The sequence below is a fragment of the Delftia sp. CH05 genome (assembly GCF_009827015.1).
Lineage (GTDB): Bacteria > Pseudomonadota > Gammaproteobacteria > Burkholderiales > Burkholderiaceae_C > Comamonas > Comamonas tsuruhatensis.
On record NZ_WUMG01000040.1, the window covers coordinates 40,572 to 57,949 of the forward strand.

Genomic DNA, 17,378 nt, shown 5'->3' on the forward strand with positions numbered 1-17,378 from the left:
ATGCATGCCCGGCATGCCGGCCCACGCGGCTGCGGGGCGCCGCGTGGGATGCCTCGCCCCATCCCTTGCTTGAAATGCCCGCTCCCGGCTGCAAGGCTCACTCAATGCCCAGAACCGTTTTCATGGCAGCCCAGGCCACGCCGTTCAGCCGGGTGGAATAGCTGAGCGCCTGGTCTTCGCTGGCAATGGCGGCAGGCAGGCGATAGCCGAATACGCTGCCGTCGAATTCCGTATAGCCCCGCGTCACGCCTTGCATGAAGGTCTTGCCAGGGAAGTCGGCAAAGCTCAGCAGGCGCACGCCCTGGGAGGTGGAGAGGGTGTACGCGCTTTGCGAATGCACGGTGCAGGCGCCCAGATCGCTGTAGGTCGGAGGGGTGGACTCACAGCTGTAGAACTGGGCGTTGGCCGCATCGATGAAGGCCACGCGCAACACATGGTTGGCATCGACCGGCCCCGCCGCCCCGACTGTCGAGGCGCGCACGGTGGCTGGAGTCGACAGGTTCACCGCGCTGGCCGGGCGGCCGGCAATCATGGCTTCCAGCGTGGCGAAGCCGAAGCGGTCCGTGGCCGTGTTGTTGATGAAGGCCGGCGACCGGTTCAACTGCACCGACAGTGCAGTGCGCATCTGTGCGCCCTGCGGGAAGACGGCCGAGCCCAGCGTGGCAGGGTCCATTTCGATGGAGCGGTCATGGCGGATGCCCTCGGCCTGCAGCGTTGTGTCTCCGGCACGCAATTGCGTGATGACTTCGGCCATGGGCTTGCCGCTGACGTCCTGCGAAGCGGTGGTAAAGCCCAGGTAGGCGGTGGACTGGTTGCACAGCAGCGTGCGCGAGGGAACCCCCTGTGTCGTCAGGCGCGCAACGGAATTGTCGCAGCGCGTCCATCCGGTGCTGGTGAGCGTGACGGACGGGAACAGCGCTTCCTGCGTACTGGGTGCACCGTTGGTTTTTCCGCTGCGTGTCTCGAACTGGTGGGCAAAGCCGTCTGCCTGGACGACGCCGTCGGACCTGCGTTCACGCACGGAGTAGTTCTGCGCGTTGCCATAGTTCAGGAACGCCAGTTGGTTCGATGCCACGGCCGCTGCGCCAGGTGCCGTCACCTGAATAGGCACGCCCATCTCAAGCGCGTAGGCGGTGACCTTGGCGGCTGTGCGCGCGGTATCCGCAAGCACGGCGGCACTGGAGGCCGCGTCGCTCTGGTAGTCGTAGATCCTGGCGGCGTCGATGCCGAGCTGGCGGGCCACTGCAGCCTCGGCCACTTCCCTGGCCGTGCCGGCCGCGATGGCCTTTTGCACCAGGCTGGTCAGTGGATTGATCTGCGCGGATTTGCCAGCCGGTGCAGACAGCACGAACGCCTTGGCTGTGGCGGTGCTGGTGGGGTCCGCAGCGTCCACGGATTCGGGTGTGATGCGAGCCAGCACGGGAGCCTGGTTGAAGGCAGCGGTGGCTGCCGCATCGCCGGGTTGATAGGTCAGGCTGAACTTGCCGTCACTGCCGGTGGCCGCTGCGCTGGGCTCGCCCGTGTCGCAGGCTGCATTGGCGTTCAGATCCACGCAGACTGCAGCGTTGCGCACGGCCTGGTCGATGGCGACGGTGCCTGACAGCGTGATGGCCGGCTGTGTCACGGTGCCGCCGCCGGTGCCCCCGCCGCTGTCGGTGCCGCCGCTGCCTCCTCCACAGGCATAGAGGCTTGCAACAAGGCCGCACAGCAGCAAAGGGCGCACGGCGGGAAAGGAAGTGGATGCACTGGGGTGGATTTGCATGGTGTCGGTACAGGAATGTGGGTGGCAAGCCAACTCTATGTGTGACACGCAACAAACAAAATGATGCAATTGCACTATCCTGAAGCGCTGCCGGGGTGGGGCAAGAGGGCACGGCTCGCGCAACACCCGCCCGTGCAGTCGATCTCAACGTATCGAAGAGAGGCAGGCAAGCCGCCATGGACGCTGCATACAACCACCTGCTGCTGAACCTCTACCGGCTATCGCACGAGCAGCCTGTCGAACATTTCCAGGACCAGGCGCTGGACCTGCTCAAACCCGTGCTGCCCTTCGACTCGGCCATGTGGGGCTCGGCCACCATGACGGCGGCCGGCATCGATATCCACACCATCCACCTTCACCGGCAGCCGCCCGAAATGCTGCAGGCCTATGAAGAGGTCAAGCACCTGGACACGGCGGCGCAGGCCGTCACCATGCATCCCAGCGAGACGCTGGCCTTCGAAGCGAGGACCTGGTTCAGTGGCCGGCATCAGGGGGCGCTGCGCGACTACGGCAGGCGCTTCGAGCAGTCGCACTTCTTCATCGGCGGGATGCTGAACCCGAGCACTCTTTACACGCGCTGGCTCACGCTGTTTCGCGCCCGCACGGATGCGCATTGCACCGAGGGCGAGCGCCAACTGCTGGCCGCTCTGCTGCCCCATGTGCAGCAGGCGCTGGAACTCAACCGCCTCACGCATCTGGGGCAGCTTCGGCAGGGCCTGGCCCGTGATCGGTTGGGCTCGGCACTGGCAGACCCGCGCGGCATCATCCACCACATGGACGTCGTCTTCGAGCACGCCTTGCGCGCCGAATGGCCGGGCTGGCAAGGTCCTCGCCTGCCTGCGGCCGTGCAGACTGCGGCACAGGGCGGCGCCCATCGTCTGGTGGCCCACACCCTGGTCATCACGCTGTTCACGCAGCACGGTCTGCTGTGGTTGCGAGCGCGCCCCCGGTGCGCAGCCGACGGGCTGTCCCCCCGCGAAGCCACGGTTGCCCGGCTTGTGGTCCGGGGCCTGACCCACAAGCAGATTGCAGTCCAACTCCAGCGTGCTCCTGCCACGGTGCGCAATCAGATCCGCTCCATCTACGAAAAGCTGGGCATCGCCAACGTGGCATCGCTTGCCGAGGCACTCCGGCTGATGGATTGAGGCCAAGGTCCAGGAAAACCCTGGTGTAGTTTGCACGTGCTTGTGAAAATAGAATGAAGATTCGTTCTACGATCATTTCCCATACAAGACGAGGCCTGGACCTTCTTCCCGCATGCGGGTTCGCGCCATGTGCAGACGCTGCGCGTGGCGCTCAGGCTGTTCGTGGAGCGGGGCTTCTTCAATACCTCGATACAGGACCTGTGCGCCGAGGCCGGCGTGTCCATCGGTTTCTTCTACAACCACTTTGCCGACAAGGAAGGCATTGCGCGCGAGCTGTACCGGCATTTGCTGGCGCGCATGAATGTGCTGCTCGACGATATCGAGGAGCGGCACGCGGGCAGCGCCCAGCGCTGCCGCGAGGTGCTGCGCATGCTGTTCGGGCTGGCCGAGGCCGAGGCCGAGCCCGAGGCCATGGGCTTCGTGGTCAATGCGCGCCACCGCGAGTTTCTGCCCGACGAGCAGGCCATCTGCTCGGCCTCGGCCTTCGTGCGCATGCGCGGCTTCGTGTTCGCCGGCATGACCGATGGCGAGATCCGCCAGATGGAGCCCATGGTGGCGGCCAGCCTGATGTATGGCAGCGCGATCCGCATGATCTGCCTGCGGCTGGACGGCATCATCGACACGCCCATAGAGCCCCTGTTCGACGCGCTCTGGGACGGGGTGTGGCGATCGCTCAAGCCTGACTGAGCGGCGCATTTTCCGGCGCTGGCGCCGTGCGGCGCCAGCGGTTGTTCCACTGAGGCGAAAGCACAAGGAGTAGCAGGGATGGCGCATCACATCTTGATCATCGGAGGGGGCATTGGCGGCACCATGACCGCCAACCACCTGGTCAGCAAGCTGTATCCGGAGGTGGTCACGGGCAAGGTGCGCATCACCATGCTGTCGAATTCGCCCTGGCACTACTACAAGCCTGCCTTCATGTACGTGGCCTTCAATGCCTTCTTCCGCGACGAGTTGCGGCGCAGGCAGCGCGGCCTGCTGCGGCCCGAGATCGACTTCCAGGTGGAAGAGGTGGAGCGTTTCGACTTTGCGCTGCAGGCCGTGCACTGCAGGAGCGGCAAGCGCTTCGGCTACGACCATCTGGTGATCTCCACGGGCTGCGTGCCCTCGCCCGAGCGCATCGAAGGCCTTGCCGAGGCCGGCGACCACTTCTACCAGCACGCGCCCGCGCGGCAGCTGGCCGACAAGCTGTCGCGCATAGAAAAGGGCCGCATCTTCGTCACCGTCACCTTTCCCAAGACGCCCAATGTGCCGCACCAGTGCGGCATCGCGCCCATAGAGACCACGCTGATGCTGGACGACCTGCTGCGCCGGCGCGGCGTGCGCGACAAGGTGGAGATCGTCTACACCTATCCCACGGTCTCGCAGCTGCTGCGCAACTGCCTGTTCCTGCAGAAGGACACCTGCGAGATCCTGCCCACGGTGTTCGAGCAGCGCGGCATTCGCCACCAGCGCGGCTTCACGCTGGCGCGCGTGGACCCCGAGGCCAAGGTGGCCCACTCGGAAGAGGGCCAGGCCGAGGACTTCGACATCCTCATGGCCACGCCGCCCATACGCGCCGTGCAGGCCGTGCGCGACTGCGGCCTGTCGCAGGCGCAGGACGGCGAGGGCTGGCTGCCCACCGACCACGAGACCATGCAGGTGCTGGGCCAGAGCCATGTCTATGTGCTGGGCGATACGGTGGACCTGCCGGTGAGCAAGGCCGGCGGCGCCTGCCACAACCAGTCGCCCGTGGTGGTGAACAACATCGCCTCGCAGATCCGCTTCGGCCGCACCAGCGATGCCTACGACGGGCGCGTGGTAGCCATCGCCCAGATGGGCCTGGACGGCGGCATGCCGCTTTGGTACGACTACCAGGTCGACGTCAAGCCCACGCCGCCGACCAAGGTCGGCTCGATGATGCGCAAGGGCTTCAACCGCGGCATGTACTGGGCCGTGGCCCGCGCCCTGGTCTGAGGCCAGGGCCTTTGCATTGTCATTCCAAGCACGAAGACAAGGAGCACCGAGATGAACATCGCTTCCGACATTCCCGTGGCGCAGCCCGCCGCCGGCGGCCTGCTGCAGGACGACGCCGCGCTGCAGGGGCTGGCCGAACTGATGGGCAAGCTGGAGCCGCTGCTGGCGGGCCGGCGCCTGAACCGCGTGGTCGATCTGCTGTCGGCCACGGCGGACCTGGTGGACATGGCAGACGACTACATGGTCGAGAAGGTCGCCAAGGCCTTCGAGGATGGCGTGGGCGGGGCCTGGGCCGCGGGCAATGCCGCGCGCATGGCGGCGGCCCAGGTGCAGGCCATGGAGGAAACGCCCACCCTGATCGGCCTGATGCGCATGGCACGCGAGCCCGATGTGCGGCGCGGCCTGGCCTTCATGCTGGCCATGGCCGGCGCGCTGGGGCGCCAGCATGCCCACGATCCCATCGACTACGCGGCGGACTGAAACGCAGGGCCGAGCCACGGCCGCCCGGCAGCGCACGGGCGGCGGTGGTACAAACGCCGGGGGCGGATGTGATCCGCCCCTTTTCTTTTTGCCCATTGCCCGCCATGCCTTCCTCCTGTTCCTTGCCGGTGCTGCCGGCCGCTGTCCCTGACCATTGCAGGCCCCGCCGCACCGAGGGCAGGGCATGACCGCGCAGCACCTGAGCCGTGGCGACTGGGCGCGTGCGCTGCTGGTCATCCTGATCTGGGGCACCAACTTCGTGGCCATGAAGTTCGGTCTGCTGACGCTGTCGCCCATGCTGCTGAGCGCGCTGCGCTTCGTGGTGGCGTCGCTGCCCTTTTTGCTGTTCGTGCGCCCGCCCAAGTCGGTGGGCTGGCGCTATCTGGCCGCCTATGGGCTGGTGCAGGGCGTGGGCCAGTTCGGCATGCTGTTCCTGGGCCTGAAGCTGGGCATGCCGGCGGGCATGGCCTCGGTGGTGCTGCAGACGCAGGCCTTCGTCACGCTGCTGCTGGCCGCCTTCCTGCTGGGCGAGCCCGCGCGCCTGTGGCATTGGCTGGGCCTGGTGGTATCGCTGGGCGGGCTGGTTGCCATTGGCAGCGCCCATGGCGAGGGCGACAACGCCATGACGCTGGCCGGCTTTTTGCTGACCGTGGGCGCAGCCTGCATGTGGGCCGTGTCCAACATGATCACGCGCTATGCGGCGCGCAGCGGCCCCTACGAGCCTTTCCCCTTCATCGTCTGGAGCAGCATCTTCCCCATTGCGCCGCTGATGGCCCTGGCCGTCTGGACCGATGGCGCGGATACGGTCGTGCAGCAACTGGCGGGGATCGACCTGACCGCCGTGGCCTCCATCCTGTACCTGGCGCTGCTGGCCACGCTGCTGGGCTACGGCCTGTGGACGCGCCTGCTGCAGCGCTATGCGGCCGGCACGGTGGCGCCGCTGTCTCTGATGGTGCCCGTGGTAGGCCTGGTCTCGGCCATGCTGCTGCTGGGCGAGCGGCCCACCTTCATGCAGTGGATGGGCACGCTGGCCGTGCTGGCGGGCATGGTGATCAACCAGTTCGGCGGGCGCTGGCTGGCGGGGCGGGCGCGATAGGGGAACAGGCGCCAGGGGGATGGTCGGGGCCGGTGGCAGCAGGCCGGCTTTGCATTTCTTTAAATGACTCGGGTAATAAAAATCATTATCATTCCCGCTCTTTGAAAGGCGGCGTGCTTCAGGCGCGCGGCCAACGCCCGGCGCCGCACAGACCTTGAACTGTTGTGGCGCCTTTGTCCGTCCGGGCCTGCGCTGCGGCCGCGGCGTCCGGAACGGGCAACGATCCGCAAGAAAGGTCATCCCCATGCAAGCCTCGACCCCGGGAGGGTCCTCTCCATCCTTGCTGCGCTACCGCGTGGCCGTGGCCTCGCGCGCCTTGGCGGCGATCGGCGGCGGCTATCTGCTGTCGGCCGCCTGCGCCGCCACGGGCGCGCGCGCCATGGTCTGGCTGGGCGTGGAACGGGCCGATGCGGCGCTGGGCTCGACCCTGCTGGCGTTCATCATCTACTCCGTGGCGGCCATGTGGGCCTTTGGCTGCGCCAGCGCCTGGCGCGCCTGGGCCGTGATCGGCCTGCCGGGCGCGGGCCTGGGACTTCTGGCCTGGATGCTGTCGAACGGAGCCGCCGCATGAGGGCAGACGGCAAACCCGAGGGACTGCGCCAGTCCATGTCCTGGCTGCACACCTGGAGCGGCCTGCTGCTGGGCTGGCTGCTCTACGCGGTGTTCTTCACGGGCACCCTGAGCTACTTCCGCGACGAGATCAACGACTGGATGCGGCCCGAGCTGCACGGCTCGGTGCAGGACGCCGACACCGCGCAGCGCGCACTGAACGCCATGCAGCGCATCGCGCCGGAGGCCACGACCTGGACGCTGAGCCTGCCCGGCCCGCGCCAGGTGGCGGTGGCCGTATCCTGGCGCGAGCCCGGCGCCGCCACGGGCCGCGCAGGCACCAAGCGCGCCGAGATCGACGCCGCCACGGGCGAGAAGCTGGAGCCGCGCGAGACACGCGCCGGCAACTTCTTCTACCGCTTCCACTTCGAGCTGCACGCCATGCCGCGCATCTGGGGCCGCTGGATCGTGGGCTTCGCCACCATGCTGATGTTCGTGGCCATCATCACGGGCGTGATCACGCACAAGAAGATCTTCACGGACTTCTTCACCTTCCGCCCGCGCAAGGGCCAGCGCTCCTGGCTGGATGCGCACAACGCCACGGCCGTGCTGGCATTGCCGTTTCACATCGTCATCACCTTCAGCGGCCTGGTGCTGCTGATGTTCATGCTCATGCCCTGGGGCATACAGGCGGCCTACAACGGCGACACCAATGCCTACTTCGCCGATGTGCGGGGTGCGCGCGGTCAGGCGGCCAACCAGGGCCCGGGCGCGCGCGGTGGCAAACAAGAGCGCCAGGCTGCCGCGCTGGCCGATATCGCGCCCATGATGGCCGAGGGCGCGCGCCGCTGGCCCGAGCACGGCGTGGGCAGCATCACCGTCAACGCGCCCGGCACCTCGCGCGCGGTGGTCGAACTGCGCGAAGGCGGCGGCATGAGCCTCATCAACCGCGGCCAGTCCGAGACCCTGCGCTTCGACGGCGTGACCGGCCAGTTGCAGGCCAGCCCCGAGGCGCCCGCCATCTCATGGGTGCGTGCCACCGGCAACGTGATCACCGGCGTGCACCTGGGCCGCTTTGCAGAGCCCGCCATGCGCTGGCTGCTGCTGCTCAGCGGCGTGGTCGGCACCTTCATGGCCGCGTCGGGCATGGTGCTGTGGGTGGTCAAGCGCATGCCCGAGCGCCGCAAGCTGGGCCGCACGCCCTTCGGCCACCGTCTGGTGGAGGTGCTCAACGTGGGCTCCATCGCGGGCCTGTCGGTGGCCGTGGCCGGCTTCTTCTGGCTCAACCGCCTGCTGCCCGTGCCCATGCAGGCACGCAGTGATTGGGAGATCAACGGCTTCTTCATCATCTGGCTGCTGTGCCTGCTGCATCCGCTGCTGGTCTCGCACCGCAATGCCTGGCTGCAGCAGATGGCGCTGGCCGCCATGCTGTACGCGCTCCTGCCCCTGCTCAACCTGCTGACGGGCGGCGCATCGCTGGTGCAGACCCTGGCCAACGGGCAGTGGAGCATCGCCAGCTTCGAGCTGCTGATGCTGGGCCTGGCCGCCATCCACGGCGTGGTGGCCTGGTGGCTGCTGCGCGGCAAGCCGGCAGCGGCTGCAGTGCCCCGCACGCAAGCCCGTGCCGCCAGCCATGCCCCCACGCTGGAGCGCGCGTCATGATGATTCTTGCCGCCTTTTTTCTGGCCTTTGCAGGCTTTGCCGTCGTCGCCGCTTCCATGGACCGGCACCAGGACCAACTGGGCACCGAAGGCCTGACGCCCGCGCGCCTGAAGGCCTGGCGGCTGGCCGGCTACGCGCTGCTGGCCCTATCGCTGGCGCCTTGCCTGCTGCGCTGGAATGCCTCGGTGGCCGTGGCCGCCTGGCTGGGCCTGCTGACCTTTGCGGCCCTGGCTCTGGGCCTGCTGCTGACCTATGCACCGCAGTTCGCGCGGCGTGTGGCGGCCGCTGCAGCGGCGGCGGGGCTGCTGGCCTGGTTGGTGGCTGGCTGAATCAATAGGCGGCAGCTGCCTGCTGTGCAGGCGCGGCCACCGGCGAATCATCGAACTGCCCCCGCAGCCTGCGCGCCGCATTCGCAAACAGCAGCACATCCACGCCCACGGCCACGAAGCTGCAGCCCAGGTCCAGGTAGCGGCGGGCCAGGGCGGGGTCCGAGGTCAGGGTGCCGGCCGCCTTGCCGCTGGCGATGATGGTCTTCATGGCGCCCTCGATGGCGGCCTGCACTTCGGGGTGGCCGGGGTTGCCGCGGTGGCCCATGGAGGCGGCCAGGTCGGCGGGGCCGATGAAGACGCCGTGCACGCCGTCCACCGCGCAGATGGCCGGCAGGTTCTGCAGCGCGGTCACGGTCTCGGCTTGCACCAGCAGGCATACCTCGTCGTCGGCCACCTGCAGGTAGTCGGCGCGTGCGCTCCACTGCGATGCGCGGCCCACGGCGCTGCCCACGCCGCGCACGCCCAGCGGCGGGTAGCGCGTGGCGGCCACCACGGCGCGCGCCTGTTCGGCCGTGTCCACCATGGGCACGAGCAAGGTGGTGGCGCCTATGTCCAGCATCTGCTTGATCAGGGCCGTGCTGCCTTCGACCACGCGCACCACGGCCTGTGCCGGGTGCGGGGCCACGGCCTGCAGCGCGGCCAGGGTGCTGCGCACGTCGTTGGGCGCGTGCTCGCCGTCGATCAGCAGCCAGTCGTAGCCGCAGGTGGCGGCCGCCTCGGCCAGGTAGGGGTCGGCCATGGACAGCCACAGGCCGATGCGGGGCTGGCCTGCGGCCAGGGCGGTCTTGAAGGGGTTATGGGCTGGCATGGTGTCCGGTGATTTCGTTGAGGGAAAGATTCAGTCCAGCAGGCCCTGGCAGACGTACTTGGTGTGCAGGTAGTCGTCCAGGCCGTGGGTGGAGCCCTCGCGGCCGTAGCCCGACTCCTTGACGCCGCCGAAGGGCGCTGCCTCGGCGGCCAGTGCGCCTTCGTTGATGCCGACGATGCCGGTCTCCAACGCATCGGCCATGCGCCAGATGCGGCGTGCGTCGTTGCTGTAGAAGTAGGCGGCCAGGCCGAAGGGCGTGTCGTTGGCGGCGGCGATGACCTCGTCCTCGCTGTCGAAGACGGTGAGCGGCGCCACGGGGCCGAAGGTTTCCTCACAGGCGCAGGCCATGGAGGCATCGGCGCCCGTGAGCACGGTGGGCGCGTAGTAGTTGGCGCCCAGGGCATCCAGGCGCCTGCCGCCCGTGAGCACCCTGGCGCCGCGCGCCACGGCGTCCTGCACATGGCGCTCGATCTTTTCCACGGCACGCGCATTGATCATGGGGCCGATCTGCGAGGCCGGGTCGCTGGCCGGGCCCACGTGCAGCGCGGCCACACGCGCGGCCAGCTTCTGTGCAAACACGTCGTGCACGCTGCGGTGCACGAAGACGCGGTTGGGGCAGACGCAGGTCTGGCCGCCATTGCGGAACTTGGCGGCCATGAAGCCGTCGACGGCGGCATCGATGTCGGCGTCCTCGAAGACGATGAAGGGCGCATTGCCGCCCAGCTCCAGCGAGAGCTTCTTGAGCGTGTCGGCGCTGCGCCGCGCCAGGTGCTTGCCCACGGGCGTGGAGCCCGTGAAGGTGATCTTGCGCACGCGCGCATCGTCCAGCCAGACATCCACCACCTCGGGCGTCTTCTCGCGCGAGGCCGTGACGATGTTGAGCACGCCGGCCGGCACGCCCGCCTCCTGGGCCAGCAGCACCAGGGCCAGCGAGGTCAGCGGCGTGTCTTCCGCGGGCTTGCAGACCACGGTGCAGCCGGCGGCCAGCGCGGGCGCGATCTTGCGGGCGATCATGGCGGCCGGAAAGTTCCAGGGCGTGATGGCGGCCACTACGCCCACGGGCTCGCGCAGCGCAAACATGCGCCGGCCCGGCACGGGCGCGGGAATGATCTCGCCGTTCATGCGCGTGGCCTCTTCGGCAAACCATTCGATGTAGCTGGCCGCGTAGGCGACCTCGCCCTTGCCCTCGGCCAGGGGCTTGCCCTGCTCGCGGCTGATGAGGCTGCCCAGGTCGTCCTGGTGGGCCAGCACCAGGCCGTTCCAGCGCTTGATGATGGCGGCGCGCTGTTTGGCGGGCGTCTTGCGCCAGGCGGGGAAGGCGGCATGCGCGGCGTCCAGCGCGGCGCGGGCCTCGGCGGCGCCGGAGTCGGGCACCTCGGTGATCAGTGCGCCCGTGGCGGGGTCGGTCACGGCCAGGCGCGGGGCGGGAGCGGCGGGCGTGGCAGTCGCAGTGGTAGTCGCGGTCGTCCATTGGCCGGCGATGAAGTTGGCGCTGCGCAGCAGCTCGGGGCGGGTCAGGGTCAGTGGCATGGAATCGGTGGATGCAGGTGTTGTAAGGGGCGGCTCAGCTCACGATGCCCAGGTGCCAGGGCACGAACTCATGGTCGCCCAGGTCCAGGGCCTCGCTCTTGGTGGGCTCGCCGCTGGCGTGGCGCAGGATCTGCGCGAAGATGCGCTGCCCCATCTCGGGCACGCCGCATTCGCCGTCCACGATCAGGCCGCAGTTGATGTCCATGTCTTCCTCCAGGCGCCGGTACATGGGCGTGTTGCTGGCCAGCTTGATGGTGGGCGCGGGCTTGCTGCCGAACATGGAGCCGCGCCCCGTGGTGAAGCAGATCAGGTGCGCGCCGCTGGCAATCTGGCCCGTGGAGGCCACGGGGTCGTAGCCCGGCGAGTCCATGAACACAAAGCCCGGCTCGGTGATGGGCTCGGCATATTCGTAGACGGCGCGCAGCGGCGTGGTGCCGCCCTTCATGGCCGAGCCCAGCGATTTCTCGAAGATGTTGGCCAGGCCGCCGGCCTGGTTGCCGTGGCCGACCACGCCGTTGAACTGCGCGTTCTGGCCGGCCGCGTAGCGCTCCCACCAGGCCAGGCGGTCCAGCAGCTTCTGCCCTACGGCTGGCGTGATGGCGCGGCGCGTGAGCATGAATTCCACGCCATGGATCTCGGGCGTTTCCGACAGGATGGCCGTGCCGCCGTGGCGCACCAGGATGTCCATGGCCGCGCCCAGTGCCGGGTTGGCCGTGATGCCCGAAAAGCCGTCCGAGCCGCCGCACTCCAGCCCGATCTTCAGGTGGCTGGCACTGACCGTGCTGCGCCGCGCGGCATCGGCTTCGGGCAGCATCTCTTCGATGGCGCGGATGCCTGCCTCTATGGTCACGCGCGTGCCGCCGACCTCCTGCATCACCAGGGTGCGCATGAGCCGGCCTTCGCACAGGCCCTGCGACTCCACGAGGGCATCGACCTGGTTGCGCTCGCAGCCCAGGCCCACGATGAGCACGCCGGCCAGGTTCGGGTGGCGCGCATAGCCGGCCAGCGTGCGGCGCAGCACGTCGAAATGCTCGCTGGGCGAGGACATGCCGCAGCCGCTGGTCTGGGCGAAGGCCACCACGCCGTCCACGTTGGGAAATGCCGCCATGCGCTCGGCCGTGAAGTGCGCGGCAATGCGCTTGATCACCGTGGCCGAGCAGTTCACCGACGACAGGATGCCGATGAAGTTGCGCGTGCCCACGCCGCCGCCGGCGCGCACAAAGCCCTGGAAGCTGGCGCGCTGCGCTTCCGGCACATAGTCCACGGGCCGCACATCGGCGCCGAAGGCCGGGTCGCGGTAGTAGTCCACGATGCGCAGGTTGTGGCTGTGCACATAGTCGCCGGCCTCCAGCTCACGCGTGGCCACGCCGATCACGGTGTCGTACTTCTTCACCTGCTCGCCCTCTGCGATGCGGCGCGCGGCGATCTTGTGGCCCGCAGGCACCTGGGCGCGGGCGCGCACGCCCAGTTCGGGAATCTCCTGGCCCAGCGACAGAGCGGTCCTGGCGACCAGCACGTTGTCGTTGGGATGCAGGTGCAGCAGGGGGCTATCGGTGCGGGACATGCGGGACATGCGTGGCTTTCATCGGTGTGGGTTCGCGGGCTGTCAGCCCTTCATCAATTCGCGCAGCTTGAGCTTGTCGATCAAAACGGTCTCTTTTTGATAGACCGTGTTGACGTATTTCTCGTAGTCCGGGCCATCCAGGTACAGCAGCGGCGCGTCCAGCTTCTCGGCCACGGACTTGAACTCGGGGCTGGCCACGGCGGCGCGGAAGGCCTCGCGCAGCCTGGCCGCCACGGCCGGCTCCAGGCCACGCGGCGCGCCGATGCCGTTGGGCGCATCGACCACCACGTCGTAGCCGCATTCGCGCAGCGTGGGCACGTCCTTGAAGCGCGCCGTGCGCTGCTCGCCCCAGGTGGCCAGCAGGCGCAGCTTGCCGGCTTCCACATGGGGGGCCCAGGAGCTGGAGTCGGCCAGCGCATCCACATGGCCGCCCAGCACGCCCTGCAGTGCCTCGGCGCCGCCCTTGTAGGGCACATGGTTGAGCTGTATGCCGGCCACGCCCGCAAATTCCTCCATGCCCACATGCGTGGCACCGCCCACGCCTGCATGGGCATAGGTCACCTGGCCGGGCCTCGCCTTGGCGGCGGCCACGAAGTCCTTGAGCGTATTGAACGGCGAATGGGCGGGCACGGCAATGCCGAAGGTCTGGCCCGAGGTGCGCGCGATGTAGGTGTAGTCCTTGCGCGGATCGGCCTGCAGGCTGCCCAGTTGCGAAAAGCGCGTGACCGAGATGGGAATCTGGCCGATGGTGTAGCCGTCCGCCCTGGCCGAGGCCAGCGCCTTGGCGCCGATCATTCCCGATGCGCCCGCGCGGTTCTCCACCGCGATCGGCTGGCCCAGCAGCTTGCCGGCCACGGTGCACAGCGCGCGCATGGACTGGTCGGCCGTGCCGCCCGCAGGCCAGGGGCAGATGAAGGTGATGGGGCGTTCGGGCCAGTTCTGGGCGAAAAGAGGTCCGGTGGCGGCCAGTGCGCTGGCGCCGAGCGTGGCGAGCACGAATTCGCGCCGGCTTGCATGGCGTGTGCGTGGGGTGTTCATCGCTTGTCTCCTGTATTGGCTTTTTGCAGCCCTGTGATCCGGGCCTTGGGCTGGCTGGCGCGATTGTTCAGTGCCTGATCATGACAATCCAATGAAAAGATAGACTGGCTTCATAACCTCAAAGCTATGAAGACCCCATGAGCAAGATAGACCGCGTGCTGCGCTCCAACCTCAAGCTGCGCCATCTGCAGCTGCTGGTGGCGCTGGACCAGTTCCGCCATCTGGGCCGCGCCGCCGAGTTCCTGGCCGTGACCCAGCCCGCCGTCTCCAAGACCCTGGCCGAGATCGAGCGCATGCTGGACATGACGCTGTTCGAGCGCTCCACGCGAGGCACCGAGCCCACGGCGGCCGGCGTCAGCATGGTGCGCTTTGCGCGCTCGGTGCTGGCGGGCTTCGAACGCACGCGCGATGAAATGGCGGCCGAGGCCAGCGGCACACGCGGGCGCACCAGCGTGGGCGCCATGGTCGTGGCCACGCCCGTGCTGCTGGCCCGGGCCGTCGAGCAGTTGAAGGCGCGATCGGCCCAGACCACGGTGCTGGTCGAGGAGGGCGATCTCACTCGGCTGCTGCCCAAGCTGCGCATGGGCGAGCTGGACCTGTTCGTGGGCCGGCTCGAACCTGGCTATGCCTCGCCCGACCTGGAGACCGAAGCCCTGTACGACGAGCCCATGGTCGCCGTCGTGCGCCCCGGCCATGCGTTGCTGGCGCAGCCTGCGAGCTGGCAGGCGCTGGCCGACATGCCCTGCGTCATGCCCCCGCCCTGGGCATCGCTGCGCGTGAAGCTGGAGCAGCAGTTCTTCGCCCACGGCCTGCATCCTCCGGCCGATCTGGTCGAGTCCGCCTCATTCCTGTCGCAGATCAGCTTCCTGCACCAGCGCGGCGCCGTGGCCTTCATGGCGCGCGGCGTGGCCGAGCATTTCGCGCAGCAGGGGCTGGTCGCCGTGCTGGACCTGCCCGTGCCCATCGACCTGCCCCCCGTGGGCCTGATCACCCTGCGCGGCCAGCCGATGACGGCGACGACGCGGTTGCTGGTGGAGTGTTTGCGGGCGGTGGGGCGCAGCCTGGCAACGCGCTGATCCTGCGGCTGCGGCTGCGGCTGCGTTGGCGCTGCGCCACCGGCGCCGCCGCATTCGGCATGAGGCTCTGTCCCTCCGTGGCCTGCACCGCATGCTCGCTGCCGCCGTGCTCCATGAAGGCAATGGAGATCATGACGTGAGTGGGGCTTTGGAGGGGAGCGTTGGGAAACCGGGGCCGGCGCAGTGCGTGGCGGCGATGGCCTTGCGCGCAGCCATGAATTCGCCCGGTGAGTTCACGCATTCGGCGGCGCACAGCTGGCCACCGCGCAGGTGCAGGACGGCGAACCTGCCGCTGGCCGGGTTGCCGCGCAGCACGGTCTGGTCGCCCTGGCCGGGCAGGCCGGCGATCTGCAGCCTGGTGTCGTACTGATCGGACCAGAACCAGGGCGTTTCATGGGCGGGCAGTTCGCTGCCCGTGATGGCGCAGGCCGCGCGCCGGGCCTGTTCGAGCGCGCTGGGCACGCTTTCGAGCCGGTGCAGCCCGGGGTAGCCGGCCAGCGGGCGGCGCGTGGCATCGCCTATGGCGTAGATGCCGCTCATGGCGGTACGGCCTTCGCCATCCACGGCAATGCCGTCGGCGCAGTCCAGGCCGAGGGATTGCGCCAGTTCCATGCAGGGCGCCGCGCCCACGCCGATGAGCACGGCATCGCACTCCAGTCGGGAGCCATCGGCCATCCACAGGGCCGTGATGCGGGTGGGGCTGTCTCCCTGGATGGCGGCGACCGCTGCATTGAAATGCACCTCCACGCCCTGGCCTGCATGCAGCTGCAGCAGATGCGCAGCCATCTGCGGCGAGGCGCTGCGCGTCAGCAGCCTGCCTTCGCGCTCGATGATCCGGACCTGCACGCCCAGCTTGCGGGCCGTGGAAGCGATTTCGAGTCCCGCATAGCCGCCGCCGATGATGGCCAGGCAGCGTGCGGTCTGCAGATGACCCCGCAGCGCCTGCGCGTCTTCCATGGTGCGCAGGTAGGTGATGCCAGGCCGCTCATCCCCGGGCAGGACCAGCCAGCGCGGCGCGGAGCCTGTGGCAATGACCAGGTGTTCGTAGTGCAGCACCGATCCGTCGTTCAGCGCCACCTGCCGCGAGCCCGGCTCTATGGCCATGGCGCGCATGCCCGGGCGCAGGGCGATGGCCTGGTCCGCAGAGGCGCCGGCGGGCCGCGGCAACAGCTCGTCCGGGCCCATGGCCTGCTGCAGCCAGGCCCTGGACAGCGGCGGGCGCAGGTAGGGCGGCAGGTCCTCGCCGCCTACCACAGTGATCGGACCCGGGTGGCCGTACTGGCGCAGCAGGGCGGCCAGGGTGCCACCGGCGTGTCCGGCGCCGATGATGACGGCATGGCCTTGGGGGTGTTGTGCGGGGTTCATGCTGCACCTTCGCAGGAGGCCCGGAGTACGGGGCGGGCGCAGATCTCGTCCCAGGCTTGCCGCATGAAGCGCGCGGCCGCCACGTTCTGCTCCAGCAGGTCATAGCCTGCGCCCAGGCCGTAGTCGGGGAGATTGATGAATTCGGTGGTGAGGTAGCGCAGCGGGCTGTGCGGCTGCGCATGGTGGCAGGCCAGCACCTTGCGGATGGCCTCTTTGGAGGGCTCCAGCAGGTAGGCATGCCAGGGCGAATGCCATTCGCCGGGTCCGGGCCGCAGCATGGGGTACTGGATGCCCCGGCCCGGGCTGCCGTCCTCGTCGCGGTGCCACAGGTTCAGGGGCTGGTTGGGGCCGGCCGCGCGCAGCTGGGCCCAGCGCACGATGCCCATGTCCAGCCATTGTTCGCACAGCGAGCCGGGCTCGAACGGGTCCAGCACCAGTTCGCCGCGCTCGAGCAGCCCGCGCACGCCCGACCGGTCCAGCTCGGCCGGGTTGCCGATCTTGAAGTTCACATGGCTGTAGTCCAGCGTGAAGTGAAAGGGCACGCCGCGTGCCTGCACGTGCCCGGCCACGCTGCGCACGCGCAGGAAGTCTTCGGTCCACGTGTTCACATGCAGCGCGAAGCTGGGCTCCACGCCCAGGCCCATGGCGTCGTCATAGACCCGCAGATAGTGTTCGGCGATTTCCACATCGGACAGCACATGGCCGTCGCGGTGGTGCTTGAAGGTCATGATGTTGTGGCAGCGCACGCCGATCTCGCGGCAGATGCGAAGGTTGCCGGCCAGCAGGACCTCGTCCTCGCCCAGGCGGTAGAACCAACTGGCGGTGTGCACGGGCAGCTTGAATTCGGCGATGGCCGACTCGTAGTCGGCCAGCTGGTGGCGCAGCGGCAGGCGGTCGAAGCAGTCGAACACGCCGGTCTCGCTGACGAGGCGGAACTGCTCGCGTATGGGCAGCTCCTGCAGGCCGATGGGCTGGTGGCGCGAGGAGCGCTGCACGCCACGGCCGTTGCAGCCGATGG

16 protein-coding genes are annotated in these 17,378 nt (G+C 68.6%); 9 read left to right on the forward strand and 7 right to left on the reverse strand.

Translation table 11 applies throughout. The annotated features are described in order from the left end of the window. Nucleotides 1-97 precede the first annotated feature (97 nt). On the reverse strand, nt 98-1,762 hold the full coding sequence (locus GRX31_RS23545) for a hypothetical protein (RefSeq protein WP_160855153.1): 1,665 nt from the start codon (nt 1,760-1,762) through the stop codon (nt 98-100). 176 nt (nt 1,763-1,938) lie between these two features. Here GRX31_RS23545 and GRX31_RS23550 point away from each other — a divergent pair, with 176 nt between their 5' ends. The 8 genes from GRX31_RS23550 to GRX31_RS23585 all read left to right on the forward strand — a co-directional run bounded on the left by GRX31_RS23550 (nt 1,939) and on the right by GRX31_RS23585 (nt 8,979). Then, nucleotides 1,939-2,907: a helix-turn-helix transcriptional regulator gene (locus GRX31_RS23550; protein ID WP_016449747.1), complete on the forward strand. Its 969-nt coding sequence runs from the start codon at nt 1,939-1,941 to the stop codon at nt 2,905-2,907. A gap of 129 nt (nt 2,908-3,036) precedes the next feature. Next, nucleotides 3,037-3,594 carry a TetR/AcrR family transcriptional regulator gene (locus GRX31_RS23555; protein WP_337193978.1) on the forward strand — a complete coding sequence of 186 codons (558 nt, stop codon included), beginning with the start codon at nt 3,037-3,039 and terminating at the stop codon, nt 3,592-3,594. A gap of 78 nt (nt 3,595-3,672) precedes the next feature. Then, nucleotides 3,673-4,863: an NAD(P)/FAD-dependent oxidoreductase gene (locus tag GRX31_RS23560; protein WP_043791050.1), complete on the forward strand. Its 1,191-nt coding sequence runs from the start codon at nt 3,673-3,675 to the stop codon at nt 4,861-4,863. A 51-nt stretch (nt 4,864-4,914) separates the two neighbouring features. Continuing rightward, nucleotides 4,915-5,343: a DUF1641 domain-containing protein gene (locus tag GRX31_RS23565; protein WP_012204259.1), complete on the forward strand. Its 429-nt coding sequence runs from the start codon at nt 4,915-4,917 to the stop codon at nt 5,341-5,343. Nucleotides 5,344-5,527: 184 nt separating this feature from the next. After that, nucleotides 5,528-6,439, forward strand: coding sequence for an O-acetylserine/cysteine exporter (locus GRX31_RS23570; protein ID WP_013803501.1), 912 nt, complete (start codon nt 5,528-5,530; stop codon nt 6,437-6,439). Nucleotides 6,440-6,683: 244 nt separating this feature from the next. Further along, nucleotides 6,684-7,010 carry a DUF3649 domain-containing protein gene (locus GRX31_RS23575; protein ID WP_160855155.1) on the forward strand — a complete coding sequence of 109 codons (327 nt, stop codon included), beginning with the start codon at nt 6,684-6,686 and terminating at the stop codon, nt 7,008-7,010. Then, nucleotides 7,007-8,650 carry a PepSY-associated TM helix domain-containing protein gene (locus GRX31_RS23580; RefSeq protein ID WP_160855157.1) on the forward strand — a complete coding sequence of 548 codons (1,644 nt, stop codon included), beginning with the start codon at nt 7,007-7,009 and terminating at the stop codon, nt 8,648-8,650. Before GRX31_RS23575 ends, GRX31_RS23580 begins: the two co-directional genes overlap by 4 nt. Continuing rightward, nucleotides 8,647-8,979 carry a DUF3325 domain-containing protein gene (locus GRX31_RS23585; protein WP_160855159.1) on the forward strand — a complete coding sequence of 111 codons (333 nt, stop codon included), beginning with the start codon at nt 8,647-8,649 and terminating at the stop codon, nt 8,977-8,979. Before GRX31_RS23580 ends, GRX31_RS23585 begins: the two co-directional genes overlap by 4 nt. Before the next feature lies 1 nt (nt 8,980). Here the strand turns inward: GRX31_RS23585 and hpaI are convergent, their stop codons facing one another. The 4 genes from hpaI to GRX31_RS23605 are packed head-to-tail and all read right to left on the reverse strand — an operon-like array spanning nt 8,981 to nt 13,919. Next, entirely contained in the window at nt 8,981-9,787 is an 807-nt protein-coding gene (hpaI, locus tag GRX31_RS23590; RefSeq protein WP_160855161.1) for a 4-hydroxy-2-oxoheptanedioate aldolase, read from the reverse strand. A gap of 30 nt (nt 9,788-9,817) precedes the next feature. Continuing rightward, the gene (locus GRX31_RS23595; protein ID WP_160855163.1) at nt 9,818-11,317 is read right to left on the reverse strand and encodes an NAD-dependent succinate-semialdehyde dehydrogenase; all 1,500 of its coding nucleotides are present in this window, start codon (nt 11,315-11,317) and stop codon (nt 9,818-9,820) included. A 34-nt stretch (nt 11,318-11,351) separates the two neighbouring features. Next, complete coding sequence (locus tag GRX31_RS23600) at nt 11,352-12,881, reverse strand: UxaA family hydrolase (protein WP_160855175.1); 1,530 nt, start codon at nt 12,879-12,881, stop codon at nt 11,352-11,354. A gap of 42 nt (nt 12,882-12,923) precedes the next feature. After that, nucleotides 12,924-13,919: a Bug family tripartite tricarboxylate transporter substrate binding protein gene (locus GRX31_RS23605; protein ID WP_160855165.1), complete on the reverse strand. Its 996-nt coding sequence runs from the start codon at nt 13,917-13,919 to the stop codon at nt 12,924-12,926. Nucleotides 13,920-14,056: 137 nt separating this feature from the next. Between GRX31_RS23605 and GRX31_RS23610 the strand changes: the two genes are divergently transcribed. Next, nucleotides 14,057-14,995, forward strand: a complete 939-nt coding sequence (locus GRX31_RS23610) for a LysR substrate-binding domain-containing protein (RefSeq protein WP_043791045.1) — start codon at nt 14,057-14,059, stop codon at nt 14,993-14,995. A gap of 129 nt (nt 14,996-15,124) precedes the next feature. On the opposite strand, the gene GRX31_RS23615 is transcribed toward GRX31_RS23610, so the two are convergent. After that, on the reverse strand, nt 15,125-16,360 hold the full coding sequence (locus GRX31_RS23615; protein WP_160855167.1) for an NAD(P)/FAD-dependent oxidoreductase: 1,236 nt from the start codon (nt 16,358-16,360) through the stop codon (nt 15,125-15,127). Further along, complete coding sequence (locus GRX31_RS23620; protein ID WP_337193979.1) at nt 16,357-17,376, reverse strand: xylose isomerase; 1,020 nt, start codon at nt 17,374-17,376, stop codon at nt 16,357-16,359. The genes GRX31_RS23615 and GRX31_RS23620 overlap by 4 nt, the downstream gene beginning before the upstream one ends. Nucleotides 17,377-17,378: the final 2 nt, after the last annotated feature.